Here is a 26,049-nt window from a genome sequence, read left to right as displayed (position 1 = left end):
CTTCCCCGCTTCCCCGCTTCCCCGAATGCGGCGTGCGTACACTAATGTGAACGTACACATTCGACTTTCGGCGTGGAGGCCCTGATGCCCGGAGAAGCTCGGGCCAAGCCCGCGAGCATCCGCGACGTGGCGCGCCTCGCATCGGTCTCCTATCAGACCGTCTCGCGCGTGCTCAACGATCACCCGAGCATCCGCGAGGACACGCGGCAGCGCGTGCTCGCCGCGATCCGCACCCTCGACTACCGGCCCAACCAGGCGGCGCGCGCCCTCGCCTCCGCCCGCCCCAGCGTGCTCGGAATCCTCTCGACGACCGTCGGCGAGTACGGCACCACGTCGGCGATCGTCGCGATCGAGCAGGTGGCCCGCGAGCGGGGCTTCTCGATCAGCACGCTCAACCTCGCGGCCGCGTCGCCCGAGGCGATCGGCGAGGCCGTGCGGCAGTTCGAGCACGAGCAGGTCGCCGGCATCATCGTGCTCGCGCCGCAGGTGCGCGTCTTCAACGTGATCGGCGGGCTGGGCCTGCGCGTGCCGATCGCGACGCTCCACACCGGCGCGGGCGGAGCCGCGGAGACGATCGCATCCGATCAGCGGGCGGGGGCCCGCATCGCGGTCGAGCACCTCGTGTCGCTCGGGCACCGGGACATCCTGCACCTCGCCGGCCCCCAGGACTGGATCGAGGCCGAGTCGCGGATGCACGGCTACCTGGACGCGATGTTCGAGGCCGACCTCTCCACGCTGCCGCCGATCCGCGGCGACTGGACCGCCGACTTCGGGCACTTCGCGGGGCGCGAGCTGGCGGGCCGCCGCGACTTCACGGCGATCTTCGCGGCGAACGACCTGATGGCGATCGGGTTGATGCACGGGTTCCGCGACGCGGGGGTGCGCGTGCCCGACGACGTGTGCGTCATCGGCTTCGACGACATCCCGGTCGCGGCGCACGTGTGGCCGACCCTGTCGACGGTGCGCATGGACTTCGCGGACCTGGGCACGCGCGCGATCATGCACCTGCTGGCCGCCATCGCCGGAGAGCCGGCCCCGCAGTTCGCGCCGGTCAGCCCGCAGCTGATGGTGCGGCAATCGACAAACCCCTCCGCAACGCGCCGGTAACGATTCTGTAATCAGCCCACAACGCCTTGACACGCGGGCGCACCGTGTTCCACGATGTGAACGGTCACACGAGTGACGACATGGATGACAGCGAGGTCAATCAAGTGGAACGAGCGACGCACCGGCCCGACGAGGCTCCCGTGCTGCAGATGCGCGACATCACCAAGATCTTCCCCGGAGTGAAGGCGCTCTCCGACGTCTCGCTCACTGTGCGCCCGGCGACGATCCACGCGATCTGCGGCGAGAACGGCGCGGGCAAGTCGACGCTCATGAAGGTGCTCTCCGGCGTCTACCCGCACGGCACGTACACCGGCGACATCATCGTCGAGGGCCGCGAGATGCGCTTCCGCGACATCCGCGCGAGCGAAGAGGCCGGCATCGTCATCATCCACCAGGAGCTCGCCCTGATCCCCGAGCTGTCGATCACCGAGAACATCTTCCTCGGCAACGAGCTCCGTCGCGGCGCCGCCATCGACTGGCGCACCGCGCGAACGCGCACCGTCGAGCTGCTCGACCGGGTGGGTCTGCGCGAAGACCCCGACACCCCGATCAAAGCGCTCGGCGTCGGCAAGCAGCAGCTCATCGAGATCGCGAAGGCGCTCAACAAGAACGTGCGCCTGCTCATCCTCGACGAGCCGACGGCGGCGCTCAACGACACCGACTCCGAGCACCTGCTCGGTCTGATCCGGGGCCTCCGGGAGCGCGGCATCGCCTCCATCATCATCAGCCACAAGCTCAACGAGATCGAGCAGATCGCAGACGACATCACGATCATCCGCGACGGCAGGGTCGTGGAGACCCTCGACGTGCAGCAGGGCGGGATCAACGAGGACCGCATCATCCACGGCATGGTCGGCCGGTCGCTCGAGCACCGCTACCCCGACCGCACGCCGAACCCCGGCGAGGTCTTCTTCGAGGTGCGCGACTGGGTCGTGCAGCACCCCACCGTGCCCGAGCGGTACGTCGTGAAGGGCTCGAGCCTGAACGTGCGGCGCGGCGAAGTCGTGGGCGTCGCCGGCCTCATGGGCGCGGGCCGCACGGAGCTCGCGATGAGCGTCTTCGGCCGCTCCTACGGCCGATTCGTCTCGGGCACGCTCATGAAGGACGGCGCCGAGATCGACGTGCCCGACGTGCCCGCCGCGATCCGGCACGGAATCGCCTACGTGAGCGAGGATCGCAAATCGCTCGGGCTCAACCTCCTCGACTCCATCAAGCGCTCCATCGTCTCGGCGAAGCTCGCGAAGATCACCCACCGCGGCATGGTCGACGCCCGCGAGGAGCGCTCCGTCGCCGAGCAGTACCGCAAGTCGCTGCGCATCAAGACGCCCGACGTCAACAACGGCGTCTCCAGCCTCTCGGGCGGCAACCAGCAGAAGGTCGTGCTGGCGAAGTGGATGTTCACCGACCCCGACCTCCTGATCCTCGACGAGCCCACCCGCGGCATCGACGTCGGCGCGAAGTACGAGATCTACTCGATCATCAACGAGCTCGCGAACGCCGGCAAGGGCGTCGTCGTGATCTCGAGCGAACTCCCCGAACTGCTCGGCATCTGCGACCGCATCTACACGGTGTTCGAGGGCCGCATCACCGACTGCATCCCGGCCGACCGGGCCACACCCGAGACGCTCATGCGCAGCATGACGTCGCTGAACGAGAAGGCGCACGCATGACCTCGACCGACACGAAGACCACGGAGCGGCACGGCTTCCGGTTCTCAGACATTCGCGGAATGTTCGGCGGAGGGCAGTCCACGGCCCGCCAGTTCGGCATCCTCGGCAGCCTGATCGCCATCATCCTGATCTTCCAGATCTTCTCCGACGGGCTGACGCTGTCGCCCGGCAACGTCATCAACGTGATGCAGCAGTACTCCTACATCCTGATCCTCGCGATCGGCATGGTGATGGTGATCATCATGGGGCACATCGACCTGTCGGTCGGCTCGGTCGCGGCGTTCGTCGGCATCGTCGTCGCGAAGTCGATGTCGGAGTGGAACCTCCCCTGGTGGGGCGCCATCCTGCTCGGCCTCGGCCTCGGCGCACTCGTCGGAGCGTGGCAGGGGCTCTGGGTCGCCTACGTCGGGGTCCCCGCCTTCATCGTGACGCTCGCCGGCATGCTCTTCTTCCGCGGCGCGAACCAGTGGATCGGCGACTCCATCTCCGTTCCCGTGCCCCGCGAGTTCGTGACCATCGGGGCGGGCTACCTCCCCGAGATCGCCGGGATCCCGATCCCCTACAACGTGCCCACCCTCATCCTCGGCGTGCTGGCCGCGGCGTGGCTCGTCTTCTTCGAGTGGCGCACCCGCCGGCAGCAGAAGAAGATGGGGTCGGAGCGCGCACCCCTCTGGGTCAGCGTCGTCAAGGTGGTGCTGCTCTGCGCGGTGATCCTCGGCGCCGCGCTGCTCTTCGGCAGCGGCCGACCCGGCACCAGCTTCCCCGTCTCCGGCATCATCCTGCTGGCGCTCGTCATCCTCTACTCGTTCGTGACGAACCACACCGTGTTCGGCCGTCACATCTACGCGGTCGGCGGCAACCGCCAGGCCGCGAAGCTCTCGGGCGTGAAGGATCGCCGAGTCGACTTCTTCGTGATGATGAACATGTCGGTGCTCGCCGCCGTGGCGGGCATGATCTTCGTCGCCCGCTCGCAGGCGTCGGGCCCGCAGGACGGCAACGGCTGGGAGCTCGACGCGATCGCGGCGGTGTTCATCGGCGGCGCCGCCGTCTCGGGCGGCATCGGAACGGTGATCGGATCGATCATCGGCGGGCTCGTGATGGCGTTCCTCAACAACGGCATGCAGCTGCTCAGCTTCGGCGCCGACACGGTGCAGATGGTGAAGGGCGCCGTGCTGCTCGTCGCCGTCGGCATCGACGCCTACAACAAGCAGCAGGGCCGCCCCTCCGTGCTCGGCTTCCTCACGAAGCGGCGTCGGCCCGCGGGCGAGTTCGCCGGCATCGACACGACCCCCATCGGCGCCCGCGCCATGGAGGCGCCCCCCGCCGCGCCGCCGGCGCCCAGCCCGCGCAGCACCACCACCCAGACTCCTCCCGCCGCAGACGACAGCGCGACGAAGGAACCCGGCTCTCGCTGACGAGAGTTCGACGATCAGAGAAAGTGAATGCAACCATGAAGCACAGACTCCTCCTCTCCACGGGCGCGCTGCTCGCCGCAGCAGCCCTGGCGCTCACCGGGTGCTCCTCGGAGCGCGGCGGCGACTCGGGCGGCTCGGGCGGCTCCGACTCGGGCGCCGCATCGACCGGGTTCGAAGAGGGCGCCACCATCGGCGTCGCACTCCCCGACAAGACGAGCGAGAACTGGGTGCTCGCCGGCAAGCTGTTCACCGACGGGCTCGAAGAGGCCGGCTACAAGGCCGACGTGCAGTACGCGCCGGCGTCGAACACGGTCGCCGAGCAGCAGAACCAGATCCAGGCCATGGTGACCGGCGGCGCGAAGGTCATCGTCATCGGCGCGAAGGACGGCAAGCAGCTCGCCACGCAGGTGCAGGCCGCGAAGGATGCGGGCGCCACCGTCATCGCCTACGACCGCCTCATCGAGAACACCGACGCCCTCGACTACTACGTGGCGTTCGACAACTTCAAGGTGGGCCAGCTGCAGGGCCAGGCGCTGCTCGACGGCCTCGAGGAGCGCACCGACCACGATGCGCCCTACAACATCGAGCTGTTCTCGGGCTCGACCGACGATGCGAACTCGGCCGTCTTCTTCAACGGCGCGATGGACGTGCTGCAGCCGAAGATCGACGACGGCACCCTCGTCGTCGCCTCGGGCCAGACCGACATCCAGCAGACGGCCACCGCCGGGTGGAAGGCCGAGAACGCGCAGAGCCGCATGGATACGATCCTCACCTCCGCCTACAGCGACACGGAGCTCGACGGAGTGCTCTCGCCGAACGACACCCTGGCGCGCGCCGTGCTGACGTCGGTCGAGCAGGCCGGCAAGCCGCTGCCCGTGGTGACCGGCCAGGACTCCGAGGTCGAGTCGGTGCGCTCCATCATGGAGGGCAAGCAGTACTCCACGATCAATAAGGACACGGCGCTGCTCGTCGAGCAGACCATCGCCATGATCGGCCAGCTGCAGCAGGGCGAAGAGGTCGAGGTGAACGACACCGACCAGTACGACAACGGGTCGAAGGTGGTGCCGGCGTACCTGCTCGATCCGGTGATCGTCACGCAGGAGAACGCGGCCGACGCGTACCAGAACGTGCCGAACCTGCTCGAGATCGTCGAAGAGTACCGCTGACGCTCGGAAGTTCGACGCACTGAGCTGCGCCGGGGCGCGGCGGGATCCCTCCTCCGCCCCCGGCGCAGCGTCGTCTGGAAGGCTGCACATGACCGAAGATCGCACCGCGGGCGCCGACGCGCGCTTCGCCATCGACTCCTCCGCGCACCGCGCCTGGCTCGCGCAGCAGGCCGCCCGGCTGCTCGCCTTCGCGGAGCCCGCCCTCGACCCGGGCGGCGGGTTCAGCTGGCTCGACGACGCGGGCGCACCGGTGCGCTCCGCCGGCTCGCAGCTCTGGATCGCCGGCCGCTACACCTACTGCGCGGTGCTCGGGCACCTGCTCGGGGCGCCGGGCCAGGCCGAGCGGGTGGAGCACGGACTCGCCTTCCTCCGCTCCGGCGCACTGCGCGACCCCGTGCACGGCGGCTGGTTCGTCACGGCCGGCGCCGCAGACGACGCCGCGAACTCCGACGCCAAGGAGAGCTACGGGCACGCGTTCGTGCTGCTCGCCGCAGCCTCGGCGAAACTAGCCGGTTTCGATGCGGACGATCTCTACACCGATGTCCTCGCCGTGCTCGAGCGCTGGTGGGAGGCCGACGCGTCGATGTACGCGGACACGTGGAACCGCGACTTCACCGTGCTCGACCCGTATCGCGGGGCGAACCCGAACATGCACCTCGTCGAGGCCGGGCTGCTCGCGTACGAGGCCGACGGCGACCGGCGCCACGTCGAGCGGTCGACCGCCATCGCGCGGCGGCTCATCGGCGACGTCACCGCGCGCAACGCCTGGCGCCTGCCCGAGCACTACCGCGAGGATTGGACCCCCGACCCCGAGTACGGCGCCGACTCCCCCGACAGCCACTTCCGCCCGTACGGGGCGACCGTGGGGCACTGGCTCGAGTGGGCGCGCCTGCTCGTCGCCCTCGAGACCGCGCAGCGCGACGCGACGGGCTCTGCCGACGCCTGGCTGATCGACGCGGCGCGGAGCCTGTTCGACCGCGCCGTGGCCGACGCGTGGGACGAGCGCCGCGGGGGCTTCGCCTTCAGCACCGACTGGACGGGCCGCGTGCTGAACGACCACCGCTTCCACTGGGTCATCGCCGAGGCCATCGGCACCGCCGCCGTGCTCTTCCGCGCGACGGGCGACGCGGCGTACACCGAATGGTACGCCCGCTTCTGGGCGTACGCCGCGAGCCGCCACATCGAGGCCGACGGCAGCTGGATCCACGAGCTCGACGCCGACGGGGCCCCCGCGAACGGCACGTGGAGCGGCAAGCCCGACCTCTACCACGCGCTGCAGGCGACGCTCTTCGCGCGCCTGCCCGCGACGCGCAGCCTGACTCACGGCCTGCGATCCGGCGCCCTCGCCTCGCCCTGACTCCGGCCCGCGCCCTGCACTCGACGAGTCGGGGCCGGCACCGGGGGCGTGCCACGGACGCGGCGCCTCCGATGCCGGCCCCGATTCAGTGCGCGCGGGTGACGGCGGGCGATCCGGTCAGCCCGCGATCTCCACGAGCACCTTGACCTGCTCGGGGTCGTTCGACGCGTCGAACGCCTGCTGCGCCTCGTCGAGGGAGAAGACGCCCGTGATGAGCTCGTCGAGGGGCAGACGGCGCTCCCGCAGCAGTCCGATCGCCACCTCCACGTCCGTGCGCACGTACATGAGATTGCCGAGCAGCGAGATCTCCCGATCCTGGATCAGCTCGAGGTCGACCGTGGTCGGCCCCGCGGGCACGCCCACGGTCATCACGGTGCCGCCCTTCTCCAGCAGTTCGATCGCGAGGCGCACCGTCGACTCGCGCGACACGCAGTCGAACACCACGTCGGCCTTGCCGCCGAGCTCGCGCAGCGCGGCCTCCGCGGCATCGGGGGCGCTCGAATCGAAGCTGCCGGTGGCGCCGAGGCGCTCGGCGCGGGCGCGCTTCGACTCCAGCAGGTCGGCGACCACGACCGCCTCGGCTCCGGCGTGCAGCGCCGCGATGGTGACGAACAGCCCGATGGGACCGGCGCCGAGCACGACGACGCGCGCGCCCGTGAGATCCCCGGCCCGGCGCACCGCGTGCACGGGCGTCGCGAGGGGCTCGATCAGTGCGGCCTCGCGGTCGCTCAGATCGTCGGGCAGCGGGATGACGCGGTCTGCGGCGATCGTGAAGCGATCCGTCATGCCGCCCGGGGTCTGGCACCCGAACACGTCGAGCGTCGCGCAGATGTTGTAGCGCCCGCGCCGGCAGGGGGTGCATTCGCCGCAGGCGAGGTTCGGCTCGACGACGACGCGCCGCCCGACGAGCTCCGCGGGCGCCCCGTCTCCTGCTGCCTCGACGACGCCGATGACCTCGTGCCCCGGCCAGAACGGCAGCGACATGAAGGGGTGACGGCCGTGCGCCGCATGCACGTCGGAGCCGCAGATGCCCACGACGGTCGAGCGCACGAGCACCTCGTTCGCGCCCGCGACCGGTGCCGGCACCTGCTCGACGCGGATGTCATCGGCCGCGTTGACGACGATGCGCCGCACGGCGTTCTGCACGTCGCTCATCAGACGGCCGTGTATCCGCCGTCGGCGACGAGCACCGAACCCGTGATGAACGATGCGGCGTCGCTCGCGAGGAAAACGACGCTCGGCGCGATCTCCTCGGGCAGCGCGAACCGCTGCTGGGGGGCGTCCTCGATCCAGTAGCGCTGGAACTCGGGGTTGTCGACCGGGGCCATCTCCGTCTTCACGTAGCCGGGGGCGACGGCGTTCACACGGATGTTGAGCGGCGCCCACTCGACCGCGAGCGACTTCGTGAGGTGGTGGACGGCCGCCTTCGACGCGTTGTAGGCCGGCTGCCACTGCGGACGGTTGACGATCAGGCCCGACATCGAGCCGATGTTGACCTGCGAGCCACCGCCGATCTCGCGCATGTGCTCGCCGACGGCGACGCTCGCCTTCCAGAGCGCGCGCACGTTCAGGTCCCACACGGCATCCCACTGCTCATCGGTGACGCTCCACGACTCCCCGTGGAAGCAGGTGCCGGCGTTGTTGACGAGGATGTCGATGCGGCCGAGGCCCGCCTTCGCCTCCTCGACCATGCGGGTGATCTGCGCGTCATCGGTGATGTCGGCGGTGATCGCGACGAACTCGAAGCCGCGCTCGGCGGCCTCCGCGACCACCTGCGCGTTGCGCTCTGCGCTGCGCCCGGCGATCGCGACGCGCGCGCCCGCCTCTGCGAGCCCGAAGGCGAACGCCTTGCCGAGCCCCTGGTTGCCGCCGGTGACGAGGGCGGTCTTGCCCTCGAGGCTGAACGAAGTCATGTGTCGTGTCCTTTTCGTAGGTGTGCGGGGTGCGACGCGGGTCGCGTGCGGTGGTGGCGGCTCAGCGAGCCGGGTAGACGACCGACTTGAGGCTGTCGGGGTCGGTGTCGCTCTCGAGCGCCTGCTCCACCTCGTCGAGGCCGAAGCGCCCCGTGACGAGCGAGTCGAGATCGACCTGCCCGTTCGCGACGAGCTGGATGGCGACGGGCCACGTCTCGGTGTAGCGGAAGATGCCCGTGACGGTGATCTCGCGGTTCTGGATGTCTTCGACCGGAAGCGTCATCTCGGGGTTGCCGAGACCGACGAGCACCGCGGTGCCCGCGGGCCGCACGGCGCGGATGCCCGACTGCACGGCGGGGGCGGCCCCGCTCGCGTCGATGAAGGCGTCGATCGGCACGTCGAGATCCGCGGGGTTCTCGGTGCGGGGGTCGATGACACGGGTCGCGCCGTACTGCAGTGCGCGCTCGCGACGGGCCTCGACGAGGTCGGAGACGATCACCTCGCCGGCTCCGAACGCGCGCGCGGTCTGAGCGGTGATGATGCCGATCGGCCCGGCGCCGGCGATGAGCACCGTGGATCCGGGCACGATGCCGGCCTTGCGCACGGAGGTGATGGCGACGGAGAGGGGCTCGAGCAGTGCGGCTGCCTCGTCGGTCACGGAGTCGGGCACGTCGTGCGCGAACGCCGACTGGATCGTCACGAACTCCGTGAACGCGCCGTCGATCGGCGGGGTGGCGTAGAACTCCATGTCGGGGCAGAGGTTGTACTTGCCGATGCGGCATTCGCGGCAGCGGCCGCAGGGACGCTGCGGTTCGATGGCGACGCGATGGCCGACGCGGGCGGGATCGACGTGCTCGCCGACCGCGACGATCACGCCGCCGACCTCGTGCCCGAGCACGAGCGGAGCGTCGACGACGAAGTCGCCGATGCGCCCCTCCCGGAAGTAGTGCACATCCGAGCCGCAGACACCCACGGCGCCGACGCGCACGAGTACCTCGTCGGCGGCGGGCTTCGGCACGGGGCGCTCCTCGATGGCGAGCTCGCGGGTGCCGAGGAGCACGCTGGCGCGCATCCGCTCGGGGATCTCAGAATGGGTCATGGCTGTTCTCCTCGTACTGCTTCGGGGGGCTCGGGGTCGAGCAGGGCTCGACCGACGACGACATGGTGGGCTCCGAGCGCGACGGCGCGGCGGGCGATGGCGGCGTCGACGCCGCCATCGACTCCGACCTGCACGTTCGGGGCGAGGCGGGGGATGCGGTCGAGCAGCTCGGGGCGCGCGGCGTCGCGGGTGCCCGGCTCGATCAGCATGACGAGGGCGCCCGTGGCGCCCGTGCAGAGCGGCGCGGGATCGTCGCCGGGTTCGAGCACCGTCCACACCTCGCCGCCGGCGGCGCGGAAGCCCTCGGTCAGCGCCGCGTCGCCCGCGATGCCCGCGGGCAGCGCCGCGCGCTGGGCGCCGATCGCGGCCGCCACGTCGAGCACCGCGGCGATCTCGTCGCGCAGCTGCGACGCGGACTCCGGGTCCGTGCCAGGCTTCGCTCCGGCCAGCACGATGACGTGCACCTCGAGCAGCGAGTCGGGGTGGCGGGCGCCGCACGCCTGCAGCTCGTCGATCGTGATGCCGCGGTGCGCGAGCCCGCCGCTCGCATCCCGGTCGAGGATGACGTCGAGGTGAATCGGCAGTCCGGCTGCCGCGAAGCGGTCTGCGGCCGCCTCCCGCTGGCCCTGCGGCGCGGCGTACAGGCTCCCGTACACGGCGCCCTCCGGCAGCTCGTCGATCCACGCGGCGTGCGGCAGTGCGCGAACCGCGTCGCGGGCCGCGAGCCGCGTCGCCGTCACGCGCGGCTCCGGTCGAGCGACTCGACCGCGGCGACCTCGGCGTAGCGCGCGAAGCGGTCGGTCGAGACGCGCCCCGGCTCGGCGGCGACGCGCCGCTCGGGCTTCCAGCGCTCGGCCAGCTCCATGATGGGCGTGCCGTCGAGCACGGCGGCGGCCTGCACCGCCGCTCCGCGCGCCACCGCCTCGGGGGCGTCGACCAGGTGCACCGGCTTGCCGAGCGCGTCGGCGAGGATCTGGCGGGTCGCCGCGGAGCGCGCGGCCCCGCCGATGGCGATCACTTCGCCGTCGGTGCGCACCCCGCACCGCTCGAAGTGCGCGAGCCCCGCGACGAGCCCGAAGACGACGCCCTCGTAGGCGGCGCGGGCCAGCTGCTCGCGGGTGGTCTCGGTCGTGAGGTCGGCGAGGAGCCCGGTCGCGAGTGGACGGTTGGGCGTGCGCTCCCCGTCGAGGAAGGCCGCGAGCACCGGGCCCTCCTGCCCGGCCTGCAGGGCGAGCGCCGAGAGGTCGTCGTGGTTCGTGCCCATGAGCCGGGCGAACGTGTCGATCACCTTGGCGCCGTTGAGCGTGCACACGAGCGGCAGGAAGCCTCCGGTGAGGTTCGCGACGCCGTTCACGAACCCGCGCGGGTCGCGCACCGGCTCGGGCGTGGTGGAGAAGACGACGCCCGAGGTGCCGAACGCGAACACCGCGTCCCCCTCGGCGATGCCGAGTCCGAGGGCGGAGGCGTGCTGGTCGCCGCCGCCGGCGGAGACCAGCACGGGCTCGGAGAGGCCGAGCTCGGTCATGGCGACTGCCGTGGTCGTGCCGGCGACCCCCTCGGGCGCGAGCACCTCCGGCAGCATCGAGGCCCAGTCGCGGGTGTCGTCGATCAGTGCGAGGTGGTCGAGGAGGTAGCGGTTCGCCGAGGGGTCGAAGTACCCGGTTCCCGATGCCTCGGAGCGGTCGGTCGCGAACGCGCCGGTGAGCCGGTACGTGAGGTAGTCGTGCGGCAGCAGAATGGTGGCGAGCCGTGCGAAGTTCTCGGGCTCGTGCGCGGCGAACCACGCGACCTTGCTCAGGGTGAACGCCGCGGTGGGCAGCGATCCGGTGCTGGCGATGAGCCGGTCCGGGCCGATGCGCTCGACGAGCGCGCGGAGCTCGGCGTCCGTGGTGGTGTCGTTCCAGAGCTTCGCGTCGCGGATGACGGCGCCCGATGCGTCGAGCGGGACCATGCCGTGGCACTGGCCGGCGACGGAGATCGCGCGCACGCTGACCGCCCCCGCCTGCGCGAGCGCGCTCCGGAACGCGCCCACGAACGCGTCCCACCAGGCCTGCGGGTTCTGCTCGCTGCGCGGCGGCGCGACCGGCGGGTGGGCGGCGGACGCCCCCGCGATCCGGCGCCCGTCCTCGAGCGCGAAGAACTCGACCTTGCACGACTGCGTCGAGGTGTCGACGCCGCAGACGACGGGGATCATGCTTCGCCCCCTCGCGTGGGTACGGCCACGGTGTCGGGCAGGTCGCGCTGCTGCCCCACGATGCCCGCCGGGTGAATCTGCACGACCTCCTCCCAGCTGAAGCCGCGCAGGCCCATGAGCGTGAGGGTGAGGGCATCGCCCCAGGCGCCGGCGACGAGGGTGCTGCCGAGCGCGATGAGCCCGCCCGCGTCGGCCTCGACCGGGTCGGTGGTGAGGTGGACGACGCGCGATGCCGCTGCCGCGAACGGCGAGTCGGGGCGCTCCGTGACGGCGACCACGTGGGAGCCGCGCTCGACGAGACGCTCGGCGAGCTGCGTCAGCTCGGCGGACTGGCCGCCCTTGGAGAATGCGATGACGAGGTCGTCGGGGGTCACCGCGCCCATGCCGCCGTGCAGCGCGTCCTGCGACGGGAGGTAGAAGGCCGGGGTGCCCGAGACCGAGAGCAGGTGGGCGAGGCGCTCGGCCATGATGCCGGAGGTGCCGGCGCCGGTGGTCACGACTTTGCCCGGGCAGCGCTGCACGGCGGCGACGACCTCGGCGAAGCCGTCGTCGATCTGCTCCGCGAGATTGGCGAGTGCCCGGGATTCCCGGAGGATCGCCTCGCGCGCGTGCTGCACGAGGTCAGCGGCGGTTGCGCTCATATGATTGACCCTATCTCTCATTTGTTGCATTTATTCTATCGCCTCATGCGGTGGGAAGCGACCTCCGGAAGCCGGCCGACTCCGTCTCCCGGAGGAGCCGACTCGGGCCCGGACCCGACCGGTGTGAGAGGATGACCCATCGAGAGGAGCCGCCCATGGAACCCGGTCCCAACCGACTGGTCGAGATGGCGCACGTCGCCCGAGAGCACTTCATCAACGACGTGCCCATGGTCGAGCTCGCCTCGCGCACCGGCATGTCCCGCTTCCGCGTCGCCCGCCTCATCGCGGAGGCGCGCGACCTCGGCGTGCTGCGCATCACCGTCGGAGCCCCCCAGGCGCTCGGCCGCGACGACGTCGCGGAACTGCGGCGCCGATACGGGCTCCGCGACATCCGCTGCGTCACCATGCCCGACGGCGATTCCGACCCCCGCAGCCTCCGCAGCGCGCTCGGCCGCGCAGCCGCCGAATACCTCCGGGCGGAGGTGCGCCCCGGCGAGGTGCTCGGCTTCGCGAGCGGACGCACCCTCGCGTCCATCCCCGAGCACCTAAGCGAACTGCCGCGCTGCGACGTGGTACAGCTCACCGGGCTCGCAGGCCCGCCCGGGGAGACCGCCGGCGACCTCGTGCGCACCGTGAGCGCCATCTCGGGCGGCGAACCCGCCTCGCTGTACGTTCCGCTCGTCGCCTCCGACGCGGAGGCCGCGGCCATGCTGCGCCGCCAGCCCGGCGTCGCCGAGACCCTCGCCCGCATGGGCGAAGTGACCCGGGCCGTGCTCGCCGTGGGCAGCTGGAGCCCGGTCGTCTCGCAGCTCGCCGAATCCATCGCTGAGGACGCGGCGGGCGGGCTCATCGCGACGGGAGTGCGCGCCGACGTCGCCGCATCGCTCTTCGACGCGACCGGCGGCCGCATCTCGGCGCTGGACGCTCGCACCATCGCGATCCCCTTCGACCAGTTGCGCGCCGTGCCCGAGATCGTGGTCGTCGCGGGCGGCGCCGAGAAGCACGCGGCCCTCCGAGCGGTGCTGAGCGCCGGCTTCGTCACCACGCTCATCACCGATCGCGACTCGGCGCAGTCGCTGCTCGCCGACCCCCGCTGACGCGAAGCCGACCCCCGCTGACGCGAAGCCGACCCCCGCTGACGCGAAACGGCGGCGATCCCCTCCCCTGCCCGGGAGTGGACCGCCGCCGCATCATCGACTACTCCTGGCCGGGAAGGCCCTCGTACGCGATGTCGCCGGTCTTCAGGTTCTCGGCGATCAGCGCGCTGAGGCCATCGAGGAAGGCCGGGCGATCGGTGACGACGTGCTCGAGCGCGTCATCCACGTTCTCCTGCGTGATGGGGGGCATCGTGTAGACGAGGTTGTTGTCGACGTCCTCATCGCGGGCGATCGCCGCGGCCACGGCCACGCCGGTCGCGAGCTGCACGGTGCCGTTCTGCAGCGAGGTGCCGATGAAGTCGCCGCTCTTCACGGCGTTCAGGCCATCCTCGATGCCGTCGATGCCGACGACCGGCACATCGTCCATGCCCGCCTCGCGCAGCGCCTGCTTGGCGCCGAGACCCATGTCGTCGTTCTGCGAGATGACGCCGTCGATGTCGTCGCCGAATGCAGAGATCCAGTTCTTCATCTTGTTGACGGCCTCGTCGCGGCTCCAGTTCGCCGTGTCCTTCGCGAGCACCTTGACGTCGGGGTTCTCCTCGAGCACCTGGTCGATGCCGGCGCCGCGGTTGATCTCGCCCGAGCCACCGAGGGGGCCCTGCAGGATGACGACGTTGCCCTTCCCACCGAGCTCGTCCATCATCATCTGCGCTTCCTGAGCGCCCGCAGCGACGTCGTCGGGCTGCACGCTGCCCGCGACCTCGTCGTTGTTCAGCGTCGCGTTGACGTCGAGGAAGGGGATGCCCGCCTCGCTCGCAGCGGTCACCTGGGGCTGCAGGGTGTCGGCCTGCACCGGGACGACCATGATGGCGTCGACGCCGGCCTGGATGAACTGATCGACCTGCGTGGCCTGAGTCGAGACGTCCATCTTCGCGACGTTCCACAGGATCTCGATGTTGTTCTCTTCGGCGTAGCGGTCGATGCCCTCCTTGCCCTCGGTGATGAAGGAGGACATGTCGTAGACGCTGACGCCCACGGTGACGCGCTCCTTGCCGCTCTCATCGGCACCCTGCTGCGCTGCAGGATCGCCCGCACCGCAAGCCGCGAGCGACAGCGCTGCCGCGCCGGCCACGGCGACCGCGAATCCGCGGCTCATTCGGGAGGTGAACTTCATTGGGTACTCCATTTCATCGGTGTATCGGTGAATCGGTGGGTTCGGGAGGGCGCGCCGCCCCGGTCGGGGCGGCTGCCGTCAAGATCGTCGTCGTTTGCTGGCCCAGACGTCGACGGCGACCGCCGCGACGATGAGCACGCCCTTGATCACGTCCTGCCAGTAGGCGGGCACGGTCAAGATGTCGAGACCGTTGTTGAGGGTCTGGATGAGCAGCAGGCCGAGCGCGGTGCCCCAGACCGTGCCGCGACCGCCCATGAGGCTCGCTCCGCCGATCACGACCGCCGCGATGGCGTCGAGCTCGTACCCCTGACCGAGGTTCGGGGAGCCGCTGATCACGCGGGAGGAGAGCATGATGCCCGAGAGCCCGGCGAGCGCACCGCTGATCGCGTACACGCTGTAGAGCACGCGGCCCGTCTTCACGCCCGCGATCTGCGCGGCGAGCGGATTGCCGCCCACCGCGTAGACCCGCAGGCCGTAGCTGGTGCGGCGCATCATCAGCCCGAAGCCGACGATCATGATGATCATGAGGATCACGGGAATGGTGAGCCCGAAGACGCGGGTGTTCGCGAACTGACCGTACTCGGTCGGCAGGCCGTTGATCGGGGCGCCGTCGCCCAGCACGAAGGCGAGGCCGCTGGCGAGGGTGAGCATGCCGAGGGTCGCGATGAAGGGCGGCACCTTCATCACGGCGACCACGAAGCCGTTGATCGACCCCGCGGCGAAGCCCACGGCGACGGCGACCACCGGAGCCAGCCAGATCTGATCCGGCAACTCCTTCGCGGTGACGGCCGCCGCCATGGCGCTCAGCGCGATGACGCTGCCGACCGACAGGTCGATGCCGCCGGTCAGGATGACGAGCGTCTGCCCGAGTGCGATCAGCGCGAAGGGCGCCGCCGCGACGAGGATCGTCGTCACGTTGTCGACCGTGCCGAAGCGGGCGCTCCGGTACAGGAAGAACGCGATGATGAGCAGCATCACGATGACCATCGCGTAGCGGATGGCGAGCTCGCGGAACCAGGGGCCGGAGAAGCGGCGGAGGTCGCCGCTCTCGGACACCGTCCGCATCACTTCGGTCTGCGTCGGATTCGACATGTCAAGCGTCCTTTCGAGGAGCGTCTGCTGGTTCGGCGGCGGCAGTGCCCGCCCCCGTGACTTCGAGTCCGCTGGCGAGGCGGAAGATGCGATCCTGCACCTCGGCGCCGGAGAGCTCGGCGGCGGAGAGCTCGCCCGCCACCGCTCCCTCGCGCAGCACGAGCGCGCGATGCGAGAGGCTCAGGATCTCGGGCATGTCGCTCGACGCCATGAGCACCGCCATGCCGCTCGCGGCGAGGTCGACGATGATGCGGTAGATCTCGCTGCGGGCGCCGACATCCACACCGCGCGTGGGTTCGTCGAGCAGCAGCACGTCCACGTCGTCGGTGAGCCAGCGCGCGAGCACGACCTTCTGCTGGTTGCCGCCCGAGAGGGTCTCGAGCGACTGGTCGAGGTCGCGGCTGCGCAGCCGCACCGAATCCATGACCTCCCCGACCCGGGCGCGTCGCGCCCGCTGCTTCAGGAGGCCCGCGATGGAGAACTGGGAGAGGCCGGGCAGCGTGCCGTTGTCGAGCACCGACATGGGCAGTACCGCCCCCGCACCCTTCCGGTCCTCGGGAACGAGCGCCATCTTCGCCGTGATCGCGGCCGCGGGCTCGCCCGGCTTCACACGGCTGCCGCGCACGCGCACCTCGCCGCCCTCGGCCTTGCGCACGCCGAAGACGGTCTCCATGAGCTCGGTGCGACCCGCACCGACGAGGCCGGCCAGGCCGACGATCTCGCCGCGGCGCACCTGCAGGGAGATGGGCTCGCTCGCGCCCGGCACCTGGAGCGCGTCGAGCTCGAGCACGACCTCGGAGGCGGGCACCCCGCGCTCGGGGAAGAGGTCTTCGAGCTCGCGGCCGATCATCGCGGTGACGATGTCGTCGTCGGTGAGCTGCGCGAGCGGTCGATCCTCCACGAGTTCGCCGTCGCGGAGCACGATGACGCGATCGGCGATGGCCCGGATCTCCTCCATCTTGTGCGTCGTGAACAGCAGCGCGACGCCGCGGTCGCGCAGCAGGCCCATCACCTCGAGCAGACGGCCGACCTCGCGCTCCGAGATCGCGCTCGACGGCTCGTCGAGGAGGATGACGCTGGCGCCGGTGTTCGTCGCCTTGACGATCTCGATGATCTGCCGGATGCCGACGGGGAGGTCGCCCATGCGCTTGCGGGGATCGGTCTCGAGGCCGAAAACGGCGAGCTGCTCCCGGGCCTGCTCGATCATCGCCCCGCGGCGGAGCCCGAGCGGGCCGCGCAGTTCGCGGCCGATGAAGAGGTTCTCGTAGACGCTGAGCTCGAGGATCGACGCCAGCTCCTGCGGCACGATGGCGACGCCGAGCCGGTGCGCGGCCTGCGCGTTGCCGGCCGGCAGGGGCGTGCCCTGCACTTCGACGCTGCCGCCGTCAGGCCGGTACTGGCCCGACGCGATCTTCATCAGCGTGGACTTCCCGGCGCCGTTCTCACCCGCGAGCGCCGTGATGGTGCCGGCCTCGAGGCTGAGCGAGATGCCCCGCAGCACCGGGATCCCACCGAATCCCTTGACGATATTCGTGCACTCGAGCAGCGTTCCGGTCGCCGGCGCGTGCTGCGCTGAATCGCGCACGTCGGCCTGCTGGTTACTCATGTTGCATTCACCCCTCTCCACGGCGAGCGGAGGTTCCTCGTCGTCCCGGCATGTGGGCGCTTCGATCGAGGCCCGTATAGGTTTTTACCACGACTTGTAACATCTGAGAAACACGCCCGCACATTTGAGCGATGCTACAGTCTGTCTGTCGCACTGTGTCAATCCGATGGAGGAGCCCCATGAGCGAAGCCGAACGCCGCATGGCCCTCGTCGCCACCCGGCACTACCTCGACGGCCTTTCGCGCATTGAAATCGCAGATGAGATCGGCATTTCAAGATTCGCCGTCGCCCGCCTGCTCGAGCAGGCGAGGGAGCGCGGCATCGTGCGATTCGAGATCGCCTCCCCCGACGACCTCGACCTCGGCCTCTCCGCTCAGTTGCGCGAGGCCTTCCGACTTCGACACGCAATTGTTGTACACGCGCCCAGCGGCGCGGAGGACACGCTGAAGCAGCGCCTCGGCGCCGCGGCCGCGCGACTCGTCGAAGAGGTGATGACGCCCGGCGAGGTGCTCGGCCTCGCGGCCGGCCGCACCCTGCGCCAGATGGTCATGGCGTTCGATGCGCTGCCCCCGGTCGACGTCGTGCAGCTCGAAGGAGTCGCGGCGGGCCTGCAGGAGAGCGGGGTGGAGCTCGTGCGCCACGCCGCCCGCGTGTCGGGCGGCACCCCCCACGCGCTGCTCGCACCCCTGCTCACCCGGAGCGACGAGACCGCCGCCCTGCTGCGCGACGAGCCCGCCGCCCGTGAGACGTTCGCCCGCTTCGCAGAAGTGACCACCGCGGTCGTCGGCATCGGCAGCTGGAATCCCGAGGATTCGCAGGTGTCCATGCTCGCGGGGCAGCTCGGGATCCGCGAATCGCTGCTCGACGCGGGCGTGCGGGCCGACCTCGGCGCCGTGCTGCTCGACATCGACGGCGCCGTGGTCGAGAATGCTGTGGGGCGGAGCGTCGGCATCGACGCCGCCGCGCTCCGCGGCGTTCCGCACGTGCTCGCCGTCGCCGGCGGCCCGCTCAAGTTCGTCGCGGTGCGCGCCGCACTGCGCAGCGGGCTCATCCACTCGCTGGCGTGCGACGCGGGCACCGCCCAGGCGCTGCTCGCCGACGCCTCCCGCACCGATCCGCACCGAAGGAGCGATACATGAAGTTCGAAGATCTGCAGGGGCGCGCAGCCGTCGTGACCGGCGGCGGGCGCGGCCTCGGCCTCTCGCTCGCCGAGGCCCTCGCCGGCCAGGGCGTCGACGTCGCGCTGCTCGACGTGCTGCCCGACGTGGAGGCCACCGCCGAGCGGCTCGCGGAGCGGTTCGGCGTACGGGCGATCGGCGTCCCCACCGACGTCACCGACCCCGAGCAGATCACGGCGGCATTCGACCGGATCGACGCCGCGCTCGGCACGCCGCGCGTGCTGCTCACCGCAGCCGGCATCACGCTGCTCGAGGCCGCGGTCGACATCGACCCCGTGCAGTGGCGGCGCCTGCAGGCGATCAACGTCGACGGCACCTTCTTCGTGGCCCAGGAGTTCGCGCGCCGGCTGCTGGCCGCGCAGCTCGGCGGATCCGCGATCCTCGTCTCCTCGATGTCGGCGAAGATCATCAACGTGCCGCAGCAGCAGACCGCGTACAACACCTCGAAGGCGGCCGTCGACCACCTCACCCGGTCGCTCGCCGTGGAGTGGGCGGGAGCCGGCATCCGCGTCAACGCGATCGCCCCCGGCTACTTCCTCTCCGACATGACCAAGCAGTTCACCGAGAGCAACCCCGAGCTCGCCGCCGAGTGGACCTCGCGCATCCCGCTCGGGCGCATGGGCGACCCCGCCGACCTGCACGGCCTCGTGGCCTTCCTCGCCTCCGACGCCTCCGCCTACCTCACCGCCCAGTCGATCGTCATCGACGGCGGGTACACGGCGCTGTGAAGCACGCGCGCACCACTCCGCCGCGGGCCCTGGTCTTCGGCGAGGCCCTCGTCGACGTGATCGACGGCACCGCGTTCCCCGGCGGGTCTCCGCTCAACGTCGCCGTCGGGCTGAGCCGGCTCGGCGTCGACACCACCCTCGCCGCACGCTTCGGCGACGACGCGTACGGCGACCGCATCGCGCAGCACCTCGCCGCTTCGTCGGTCGCGTTCGCCGAGCCCGTCGCCGGGGCCGAGACGTCGCGGGCCGAGGTCTCGCTCGATGCGACGGGGCAGGCCCGGTACCGCTTCGCGCTCGACTCCGAGCTGCCGCGCATGCCGCTCGACGGCATCGACCTGGTGCACGCGGGCTCGCTCGGGGCCGTGCTCGCCCCCGGCGCCGCAGCCGTGGCCGACGCCTTCGACGATCCCGGCGCCCGCCTGCGCAGCTACGACCCGAACATCCGCCCCGATCTCATGCAGGATCACGGCGCGACCCTCGATCAGGTCGAGCGCCTCGCCGCCCGCAGCCACATCGTGAAGCTGAGCGACGAGGATGCGGCCTGGCTCTACCCCGGGTCCGATCTCGACGACGTGCTGGCGCGCCTGCTCGCCCTCGGCGCTCCGCTCGCCGTGGTGACGCGCGGCGGAGAGGGGTGCAGCGCCCGCTTCGGCGGCGAGCGACTCGACGTACCCGCCGATCGCGTGACCGTCGTCGACACGGTCGGCGCCGGCGACTCGTTCATGGCTGCGCTGCTCGCGGCCGTGCTCGACGGACCGCTCGGCGGCGCCCTGCTCGACGGGATGCCGCTCGACGCCGCGGATGTCGGCGGCGCGCTGCGCTTCGCGGCGCGCGCGGCTGCCGTCACGGCGTCCCGGGCCGGGGCGAACCCGCCGTGGGCGCGCGAGCTCGCCGACAGCGCGTGAGCTCGCTGCAGGAGGTCTGAGTTCGGCACGGGTGGGCGCGTTCGGCCGACGGGTCTTGCTGGGCGGCGGCTCCATTTCCAGGCACTTCATAGCAAACAATCAGAGACTGGGATCATGAACACTCAGCCAAAAGGACCCAGGATTCTCATCGTCGATGACGAGCCCAGCATCCGCGAGCTGCTCAGCACGAGCCTGCGCTTCGCCGGGTTCGGCGTCCGCGCGGTCGGCAACGGCGCGCAGACCATCTCGGCGGTGCTCGAGGAGGAGCCCGATCTGATCGTGCTCGACGTCATGCTGCCCGACATGAACGGCTTCAGCGTGACCAAGCGGCTGCGCTCCGCCGGCTACACGGCTCCGATCATCTTCCTCACGGCGAAGGACGACACGGAGGACAAGGTCGAAGGGCTCACCGTCGGCGGCGACGACTACGTGACGAAGCCGTTCAGCCTCGACGAGATCATCGCTCGCATCAAGGCGGTGCTGCGTCGCACCATCCAGGAGGATGAGGATTCGGTGCTCAGCGTCGGCCCGATCACGATGGATCAGGACACGCACGAGGTGACCGTGCAGGGCGCCTCCGTCGAACTCTCGCCTACGGAGTTCAAGCTGCTGCGCTACCTCATGCAGAACGCGAACCGGGTGCTCTCGAAGGCCCAGATCCTCGATCACGTCTGGGAGTACGACTTCAACGGCGACGCCGGCATCGTGGAGTCCTACATCTCGTACCTGCGGCGCAAGCTCGATCCGCTGACCGAGGAGTCGCTGATCCAGACGAAGCGCGGCTTCGGCTACATGCTGAAGACCGAAGTGAAGTAGCGTGGCTCGGCCCAACTGGTCGGAGCGTTGGGCCGACGTCTCGCTGCGGGCGAAGATCACGGGCGTCACGGTCTTCATCCTGTTCCTCGGGCTCATCGTGGCAGGCGTCGGCACGCTCGCGGTGCTGCAGCCGATGCTGACCTCGAACCAGACGCAGGCGCTCGAGCGATTGCGGGAGAACCCGACGCCGGCGCTGCGGCCTTACGCGAACTTCAACGGCCTCACCCCGGAGGACATCACGCAGGCGCCGAGCGGGTACTACGTGGCGCTGCTCGACGCCGATGGCAACGTGATCCGCGACAACACGCGGGATCAGGATCGCAGCACGCTGCCCGCGGTGACAGGCATCACCCTCGACTCGGTGATGTCGGAGTACCAGTCGGCGCTCATCGGGTTGCGTTCCGCCGACGGCGTGAAGTGGAACGCGATCGTCAAGCCGATCTATCAGGAGGGGCAGGCGGCCGGCACGCTGCTCATCGCCTCCTCGACCGCTCCGGTGACGCAGACGGTCGCGCAGTACATCATCATCTTCACCGGGTTCGGCATCGCCGTGATCCTGCTCGGGGCCGCGCTCACCCGCCTCCTCGTCACGGCGACGTTCCTGCCGCTCGCGGAGGTCGAGCGCACGGCGCTCGAGATCGCGCGGGGCGACTACTCGAAGCGCATCATGATCTCGAGCCCGCACACCGAGGTGGGGCACCTCGGCCAGTCGCTCAACATCATGCTCGATCGGCTCGACGGCTCGCTCGAGGACCAATCGCGCACGATCGAGCGGATGCGGCGCTTCATCGGCGACGCGAGCCACGAGCTGCGCACTCCACTCGTGTCGGTGCGCGGCTACGCGGAGCTGTACCGCATGGGGGCGCTGCAGGAGGAGGAGAACGTCGCCCAGGCGATGGAGCGCATCGAGAAGGAGGCGATCCGCATGACCTCGCTCGTCGAGGACCTGCTCGCGCTCGCGCGCCTCGACGAGCGCCGACCGCTGGCGCTCGCCGCGCTCCCCTTGAATCAGCTCGCCACTGACGCTGCGCTCGACGCCCGGGCGCAGGCCCCGGACCGGGAAGTGACCGTTGCGACCGACCCGACGGAGCCGACGGTGATCGGCGACGAGCACAAGGTACGGCAGCTCATGACGAACCTGCTGGGCAACGCGATGCGGCACACGCCCGATGGCGGACCGATCGAGCTCGTCGTCTCGCACCCCGCCCCCGCGCCCGGTGGGAAGCCGTTCGCGCGCTTCGAGATCGTCGACCACGGGGAGGGCGTGCCCGAGCAGATCCGTGACAAGATCTTCGGCCGCTTCTGGCGCGCGGACACCTCCCGCAACCGCGAGACCGGCGGATCGGGGCTCGGCCTCGCGATCGTCAAGTCCATCGTCGACGCGCACGGCGGGTCGGTGAGCGTGCACGAGACGCCGGGCGGGGGCGCCACGTTCCGCGTCGACCTGCCGAGCGCGGAGGCCTCGGACGACACGGTCCCGGTCCCCCGCCTCCCCTGAGCCGCGTGAGCCGCCAGCGCGCATCCCGCTGCTTCCACGCCCGCGGTCCCGCGCCCGCCGGCAGTGCTCCGGGCTGCGGTCTGCGGCAGCGGTCCGGCTCCGACGGCGGCAGCGATCGCGCTCCGGGAGCCGCGGTCCGCTTCGGCCGCGGCAGCGGTCCTGCTCCCGCAGTGGATCCTGCAGGAAGCGGAGCATCTTCCCCGCTAATGCACCCGCTCGACGCAGGATCCACTGCACGGCGGTCATGCGCGGACGCCCTGGCCCCGTACGAGCTGAGCCTGCGCGACGGCCATCATCACGAGCCGCTGCACCTCCGGCCAATCTTCGAAGACCTGCCGATACGAGACTCGAATACAGAAGTACCCGTCGAGGGCTTCGATCACGTCGTTGAGGTTGTCGCGATCGCGTTGACGTCCGGTGTGGGTCGCACCGTCGATCTCGAGGATCACGCATCGCTCGATGAGGAAGTCCACTGGGCGCCCCCTCACGATCGCCTGCGGAACGACATGCAGCCGCAATCGCTGCAGACGCTGCAGCACGTACGTCTCCACACCGGACCCGGAGTGTGTGCTGCACCGCTCCAGGAGTCGCCGCGCGGCTCCGCGGAACGGGAGCCGCGCGAGCGCAGGGCGGGAGACGAGCCCACTGTGCAGTGCGGACTCCCAGATCGCGAGAGCCTCCTCCGGCGGCTGACATGTGGCGACGTAGTTGAGCGCATTCTCGATCGAGTCGATGATCGCGAACGGCTCGCGTCGGACGATGGCGGCACCCCAGTGCACCCGATGCGCCCCTCGTGGCGCGTGCTGCTTCGGCGACCGCGTCGCGAGGTGGAGCCCGGCCGGTCGCCGCACCCACAGGTCTCGTCTCCGCGCGAGCGACACGCACGTCAGCACCATGCCGCGCTGCGCGGCGAGCACGAGTTCCCGGTCCGCGTTCGGCAGAGCGATCCAGCCGCGCGCCGGACGTGTGACGGTTCCTGCTGCGCAGGCGGAGGTGATGGCGTGCGCGGAGTACCCGCGCTGCATGAGATCGGTCGATCGCAGCAGTCCGCCGGCCCGATGAAGTTCTGCCCGGATGGTCATAGCTCCATCGTGGTCGCTGTCTGCAGCGCTCTCCCCTTGGAGCAGCGCATCTGTGAACAACACAGCGAACGATTCAAGAAGACGCTCTTGTGAGCGGATCGGGTGGGACGGTTGCCCACCCACTCACCCACTCACCCGCTCACCCGCTCACCCACTCACCCACGATCAGGTCGCGCTCGTGCAGTGGATCCCGCGCGGCGCAGTGCCCCGTCTGCGCATGGGTCCGCTGCTGGCCGGATCTCCTGCATGACGCGTGATCGAGGGCGAACACCAGAACCAGAGCGCCAAAGCGCCAAAGCGCCAAAGAACCAGAACCAGAGCGCCAGAGCGCCAGAGCGCCAGAGCGCCAGAGCGCCAGAGCGCCAGAGCGCGAGCGTACGGCTCCCGACACCCGGAAACGCGAACAGGGGCCGCACCCGAAGGCGCGACCCCTGCAAGCAGCAGGACTTAGAAGTCCATGCCACCGGTCGGGTCACCGGCGGGAGCGGCGGCAGCCGGCTCCGGCTTGTCGGCGACGACGGCCTCGGTGGTGAGGAAGAGGCCGGCGATCGACGCGGCGTTCTGCAGCGCCGAACGGGTGACCTTCGCCGGGTCGAGGATGCCCTGCGCGACGAGGTCGCCGTACTCGCCGGTCGCCGCGTTCAGGCCGTGGCCGATCGGGAGGTTCGCGACGCGGTCTGCGACGACGCCGGGCTCGAGGCCCGCGTTGAGCGCGATCTGACGCAGCGGAGCCTCGATCGCGGTCTGCACGATCTTCGCGCCGACGGCCTCGTCGCCCGAGAGCTCGAGCGCGTCGAAGACGTCCTTGCCGGCCTGGATGAGGGCGACGCCGCCACCGGGCAGCACGCCCTCGTCGACGGCGGCCTTCGCGTTGCGCACGGCGTCTTCGATGCGGTGCTTGCGCTCCTTCAGCTCGACCTCGGTCGCAGCGCCGGCCTTGATGACGGCGACGCCGCCGGCGAGCTTCGCGAGGCGCTCCTGCAGCTTCTCGCGATCGTAGTCGCTGTCGGTGTTCTCGATCTCGCGACGGATCTGCGTGACGCGACCCTGGATGGCCTCGTCGTCGCCGCCGCCCTGCACGATGGTCGTCTCATCCTTGGTGATGATGACCTTGCGCGCGGTGCCGAGCATGTCGAGCGTCGCGTTCTCGAGCTTGAGGCCGACCTCCTCGGAGATGACCTGGCCGCCGGTGAGGATCGCGATGTCCTGCAGCATGGCCTTGCGGCGGTCGCCGAAGCCCGGAGCCTTGACGGCCGCCGACTTGAAGATGCCGCGGATCTTGTTGAGCACGAGGGTCGCGAGCGCTTCGCCCTCGACGTCCTCCGCGAGGATGAGGAGCTGCTTGCCCGACTGGATCACCGGATCGACCACGGGGAGCAGGTCCTTGATGTTCGAGACCTTGCTGTTGACGATGAGGATGTAGGGATCCTCGAAGACCGCCTCCTGGCGATCGGTATCGGTGACGAAGTACGCCGACAGGTAGCCCTTGTCGAAGCGCATGCCCTCGGTCAGCTCGAGCTCGGTGCCGAAGGTGTTCGACTCCTCGACGGTGACGACGCCCTCCTTGCCGACCTTGTCGATGGCCTCGGCGATCAGCTGACCGATCTGCTCGTCGGCCGCCGAGATGGACGCGGTCGCGGCGATCTGGTCGGTGGTCTCGATCTCCTGGGCGTTGTCGAGGAGCTTCGCCGAGACGGCTGCGACGGCCTTCTCGATGCCCTTCTTGATCGCGATGGGGTCGCTGCCGGCCGACACGTTGCGGAGGCCCTCGCGCACGAGCGCCTGGGCGAGCACGGTGGCGGTGGTGGTGCCGTCGCCTGCGACGTCGTCGGTCTTCTTCGCGACCTCCTTGACGAGCTCGGCACCGATCTTCTCGTACGGGTCGTCGAGTTCGATCTCCTTGGCGATGGAGACGCCGTCGTTGGTGATGGTGGGGGCGCCCCACTTCTTCTCCAGCACGACGTTGCGGCCGCGCGGCCCGAGCGTCACCTTGACGGCGTCTGCGAGCGTGTTCAGGCCCCGCTCGAGCCCGCGACGCGCTTCCTCGTCAAACGCAATGATCTTTGCCATGTATTTCGCCCCTCCGGAGGTGTTCGATGTGGTGAGCACCGTGCCGACGCGTGACGCCCCCGCACGGATGGTTAGCACTCAGTCGAATCGACTGCTAAGTCTCATTTTGGCACTCTGCCCGGGCGAGTGCAAGCGTGTCTGCTCGCGCGCAGCGAACATGCGGGGAACGAGCGGTGACGGCTCCGTGAGCGCCGTCAGCCGGAGACGGAGCCGCCCACTGCGGGGTCGCTCTGCGGAAGGG

At 70.3% G+C, this 26,049-nt stretch carries 22 protein-coding genes; 11 read left to right on the top strand and 11 right to left on the bottom strand.

All coding sequences use genetic code 11. The features are described 5' to 3' along the window. Positions 1 to 84: 84 nt before the first annotated feature. The 5 genes from NS354_RS10350 to NS354_RS10330 all read left to right on the top strand — a co-directional run bounded on the left by NS354_RS10350 (position 85) and on the right by NS354_RS10330 (position 6,715). Positions 85 to 1,107: a LacI family DNA-binding transcriptional regulator gene (locus NS354_RS10350; protein ID WP_058594419.1), complete on the top strand. Its 1,023-nt coding sequence runs from the start codon at positions 85 to 87 to the stop codon at positions 1,105 to 1,107. Between the two features lie 80 nt (positions 1,108 to 1,187). Further along, positions 1,188 to 2,777 (top strand): multiple monosaccharide ABC transporter ATP-binding protein, encoded by a 1,590-nt coding sequence (gene mmsA / locus NS354_RS10345; protein ID WP_058594418.1) that lies wholly within the window; start codon positions 1,188 to 1,190, stop codon positions 2,775 to 2,777. Next, positions 2,774 to 4,192 (top strand): multiple monosaccharide ABC transporter permease, encoded by a 1,419-nt coding sequence (mmsB, locus tag NS354_RS10340; RefSeq protein ID WP_010156175.1) that lies wholly within the window; start codon positions 2,774 to 2,776, stop codon positions 4,190 to 4,192. The genes mmsA and mmsB overlap by 4 nt, the downstream gene beginning before the upstream one ends. A gap of 35 nt (positions 4,193 to 4,227) precedes the next feature. Beyond that, positions 4,228 to 5,358, top strand: coding sequence for a substrate-binding domain-containing protein (locus NS354_RS10335; RefSeq protein ID WP_058594417.1), 1,131 nt, complete (start codon positions 4,228 to 4,230; stop codon positions 5,356 to 5,358). Between the two features lie 88 nt (positions 5,359 to 5,446). After that, entirely contained in the window at positions 5,447 to 6,715 is a 1,269-nt protein-coding gene (locus tag NS354_RS10330) for an AGE family epimerase/isomerase (RefSeq protein ID WP_058594416.1), read from the top strand. 117 nt (positions 6,716 to 6,832) lie between these two features. Here the strand turns inward: NS354_RS10330 and NS354_RS10325 are convergent, their stop codons facing one another. The 6 genes from NS354_RS10325 to NS354_RS10300 all read right to left on the bottom strand — a co-directional run bounded on the left by NS354_RS10325 (position 6,833) and on the right by NS354_RS10300 (position 12,562). Further along, a complete protein-coding gene (locus NS354_RS10325; protein ID WP_058594415.1) occupies positions 6,833 to 7,870 on the bottom strand; it encodes a zinc-dependent alcohol dehydrogenase in 1,038 nt (345 codons plus the stop codon). Next, positions 7,870 to 8,628, bottom strand: a complete 759-nt coding sequence (locus NS354_RS10320) for an SDR family NAD(P)-dependent oxidoreductase (protein ID WP_010156170.1) — start codon at positions 8,626 to 8,628, stop codon at positions 7,870 to 7,872. Before NS354_RS10320 ends, NS354_RS10325 begins: the two co-directional genes overlap by 1 nt. A 61-nt stretch (positions 8,629 to 8,689) precedes the next feature. Beyond that, positions 8,690 to 9,727 (bottom strand): NAD(P)-dependent alcohol dehydrogenase, encoded by a 1,038-nt coding sequence (locus NS354_RS10315; RefSeq protein WP_058594414.1) that lies wholly within the window; start codon positions 9,725 to 9,727, stop codon positions 8,690 to 8,692. Next, entirely contained in the window at positions 9,724 to 10,467 is a 744-nt protein-coding gene (locus NS354_RS10310) for a hypothetical protein (RefSeq protein ID WP_058594413.1), read from the bottom strand. The genes NS354_RS10315 and NS354_RS10310 overlap by 4 nt, the downstream gene beginning before the upstream one ends. Continuing rightward, positions 10,464 to 11,921, bottom strand: a complete 1,458-nt coding sequence (xylB, locus tag NS354_RS10305; RefSeq protein ID WP_058594412.1) for a xylulokinase — start codon at positions 11,919 to 11,921, stop codon at positions 10,464 to 10,466. Before xylB ends, NS354_RS10310 begins: the two co-directional genes overlap by 4 nt. Further along, positions 11,918 to 12,562, bottom strand: coding sequence for a KpsF/GutQ family sugar-phosphate isomerase (locus NS354_RS10300; RefSeq protein WP_082678026.1), 645 nt, complete (start codon positions 12,560 to 12,562; stop codon positions 11,918 to 11,920). The genes xylB and NS354_RS10300 overlap by 4 nt, the downstream gene beginning before the upstream one ends. Positions 12,563 to 12,717: 155 nt before the next feature. Here NS354_RS10300 and NS354_RS10295 point away from each other — a divergent pair, with 155 nt between their 5' ends. Continuing rightward, positions 12,718 to 13,659, top strand: coding sequence for a sugar-binding transcriptional regulator (locus NS354_RS10295; protein ID WP_082678025.1), 942 nt, complete (start codon positions 12,718 to 12,720; stop codon positions 13,657 to 13,659). Positions 13,660 to 13,759: 100 nt separating this feature from the next. On the opposite strand, the gene NS354_RS10290 is transcribed toward NS354_RS10295, so the two are convergent. The 3 genes from NS354_RS10290 to NS354_RS10280 all read right to left on the bottom strand — a co-directional run bounded on the left by NS354_RS10290 (position 13,760) and on the right by NS354_RS10280 (position 17,531). After that, complete coding sequence (locus tag NS354_RS10290) at positions 13,760 to 14,845, bottom strand: substrate-binding domain-containing protein (protein WP_275934828.1); 1,086 nt, start codon at positions 14,843 to 14,845, stop codon at positions 13,760 to 13,762. Between the two features lie 66 nt (positions 14,846 to 14,911). Continuing rightward, positions 14,912 to 15,925, bottom strand: coding sequence for an ABC transporter permease (locus tag NS354_RS10285; RefSeq protein ID WP_058594409.1), 1,014 nt, complete (start codon positions 15,923 to 15,925; stop codon positions 14,912 to 14,914). Position 15,926: 1 nt separating this feature from the next. After that, complete coding sequence (locus tag NS354_RS10280; RefSeq protein WP_058594408.1) at positions 15,927 to 17,531, bottom strand: sugar ABC transporter ATP-binding protein; 1,605 nt, start codon at positions 17,529 to 17,531, stop codon at positions 15,927 to 15,929. Between the two features lie 179 nt (positions 17,532 to 17,710). Here NS354_RS10280 and NS354_RS10275 point away from each other — a divergent pair, with 179 nt between their 5' ends. The 5 genes from NS354_RS10275 to NS354_RS10255 all read left to right on the top strand — a co-directional run bounded on the left by NS354_RS10275 (position 17,711) and on the right by NS354_RS10255 (position 22,656). Beyond that, positions 17,711 to 18,670: a sugar-binding transcriptional regulator gene (locus tag NS354_RS10275; RefSeq protein WP_058594407.1), complete on the top strand. Its 960-nt coding sequence runs from the start codon at positions 17,711 to 17,713 to the stop codon at positions 18,668 to 18,670. Next, complete coding sequence (locus tag NS354_RS10270; protein ID WP_058594406.1) at positions 18,667 to 19,437, top strand: SDR family oxidoreductase; 771 nt, start codon at positions 18,667 to 18,669, stop codon at positions 19,435 to 19,437. Before NS354_RS10275 ends, NS354_RS10270 begins: the two co-directional genes overlap by 4 nt. Continuing rightward, a complete protein-coding gene (locus tag NS354_RS10265; protein ID WP_058594405.1) occupies positions 19,434 to 20,342 on the top strand; it encodes a PfkB family carbohydrate kinase in 909 nt (302 codons plus the stop codon). The genes NS354_RS10270 and NS354_RS10265 overlap by 4 nt, the downstream gene beginning before the upstream one ends. Positions 20,343 to 20,456: 114 nt before the next feature. Then, on the top strand, positions 20,457 to 21,158 hold the full coding sequence (locus tag NS354_RS10260; protein ID WP_010156155.1) for a response regulator transcription factor: 702 nt from the start codon (positions 20,457 to 20,459) through the stop codon (positions 21,156 to 21,158). Between the two features lies 1 nt (position 21,159). After that, positions 21,160 to 22,656, top strand: a complete 1,497-nt coding sequence (locus tag NS354_RS10255; RefSeq protein ID WP_058594404.1) for a sensor histidine kinase — start codon at positions 21,160 to 21,162, stop codon at positions 22,654 to 22,656. Positions 22,657 to 22,898: 242 nt separating this feature from the next. Here the strand turns inward: NS354_RS10255 and NS354_RS13825 are convergent, their stop codons facing one another. Next, on the bottom strand, positions 22,899 to 23,738 hold the full coding sequence (locus NS354_RS13825) for a type IV toxin-antitoxin system AbiEi family antitoxin domain-containing protein (RefSeq protein WP_241490484.1): 840 nt from the start codon (positions 23,736 to 23,738) through the stop codon (positions 22,899 to 22,901). A 447-nt stretch (positions 23,739 to 24,185) separates the two neighbouring features. Continuing rightward, positions 24,186 to 25,808, bottom strand: a complete 1,623-nt coding sequence (groL, locus tag NS354_RS10245) for a chaperonin GroEL (RefSeq protein WP_058594403.1) — start codon at positions 25,806 to 25,808, stop codon at positions 24,186 to 24,188. Positions 25,809 to 26,049 lie beyond the last annotated feature (241 nt).

The sequence above is a fragment of the Leucobacter chromiiresistens genome (assembly GCF_001477055.1).
GTDB lineage: Bacteria > Actinomycetota > Actinomycetes > Actinomycetales > Microbacteriaceae > Leucobacter > Leucobacter chromiiresistens_A.
Note: the sequence above shows the minus strand (reverse complement) of the source record. Positions and strands in the feature narration are given on the sequence as shown.

Coding starts and splice junctions, on each gene's coding strand:
- NS354_RS10350 (WP_058594419.1), top strand. CDS start 85: ATGCCCGGAGAAGCTCGGGCCAAGCCCGCGAGCATCCGCGACGTGGCG.
- mmsA (WP_058594418.1), top strand. CDS start 1,188: ATGGATGACAGCGAGGTCAATCAAGTGGAACGAGCGACGCACCGGCCC.
- mmsB (WP_010156175.1), top strand. CDS start 2,774: ATGACCTCGACCGACACGAAGACCACGGAGCGGCACGGCTTCCGGTTC.
- NS354_RS10335 (WP_058594417.1), top strand. CDS start 4,228: ATGAAGCACAGACTCCTCCTCTCCACGGGCGCGCTGCTCGCCGCAGCA.
- NS354_RS10330 (WP_058594416.1), top strand. CDS start 5,447: ATGACCGAAGATCGCACCGCGGGCGCCGACGCGCGCTTCGCCATCGAC.
- NS354_RS10325 (WP_058594415.1), bottom strand. CDS start 7,870: ATGAGCGACGTGCAGAACGCCGTGCGGCGCATCGTCGTCAACGCGGCC.
- NS354_RS10320 (WP_010156170.1), bottom strand. CDS start 8,628: ATGACTTCGTTCAGCCTCGAGGGCAAGACCGCCCTCGTCACCGGCGGC.
- NS354_RS10315 (WP_058594414.1), bottom strand. CDS start 9,727: ATGACCCATTCTGAGATCCCCGAGCGGATGCGCGCCAGCGTGCTCCTC.
- xylB (WP_058594412.1), bottom strand. CDS start 11,921: ATGATCCCCGTCGTCTGCGGCGTCGACACCTCGACGCAGTCGTGCAAG.
- NS354_RS10300 (WP_082678026.1), bottom strand. CDS start 12,562: ATGAGCGCAACCGCCGCTGACCTCGTGCAGCACGCGCGCGAGGCGATC.
- NS354_RS10295 (WP_082678025.1), top strand. CDS start 12,718: ATGGAACCCGGTCCCAACCGACTGGTCGAGATGGCGCACGTCGCCCGA.
- NS354_RS10290 (WP_275934828.1), bottom strand. CDS start 14,845: ATGGAGTACCCAATGAAGTTCACCTCCCGAATGAGCCGCGGATTCGCG.
- NS354_RS10285 (WP_058594409.1), bottom strand. CDS start 15,925: ATGTCGAATCCGACGCAGACCGAAGTGATGCGGACGGTGTCCGAGAGC.
- NS354_RS10280 (WP_058594408.1), bottom strand. CDS start 17,531: ATGAGTAACCAGCAGGCCGACGTGCGCGATTCAGCGCAGCACGCGCCG.
- NS354_RS10275 (WP_058594407.1), top strand. CDS start 17,711: ATGAGCGAAGCCGAACGCCGCATGGCCCTCGTCGCCACCCGGCACTAC.
- NS354_RS10270 (WP_058594406.1), top strand. CDS start 18,667: ATGAAGTTCGAAGATCTGCAGGGGCGCGCAGCCGTCGTGACCGGCGGC.
- NS354_RS10260 (WP_010156155.1), top strand. CDS start 20,457: ATGAACACTCAGCCAAAAGGACCCAGGATTCTCATCGTCGATGACGAG.
- NS354_RS13825 (WP_241490484.1), bottom strand. CDS start 23,738: ATGACCATCCGGGCAGAACTTCATCGGGCCGGCGGACTGCTGCGATCG.
- groL (WP_058594403.1), bottom strand. CDS start 25,808: ATGGCAAAGATCATTGCGTTTGACGAGGAAGCGCGTCGCGGGCTCGAG.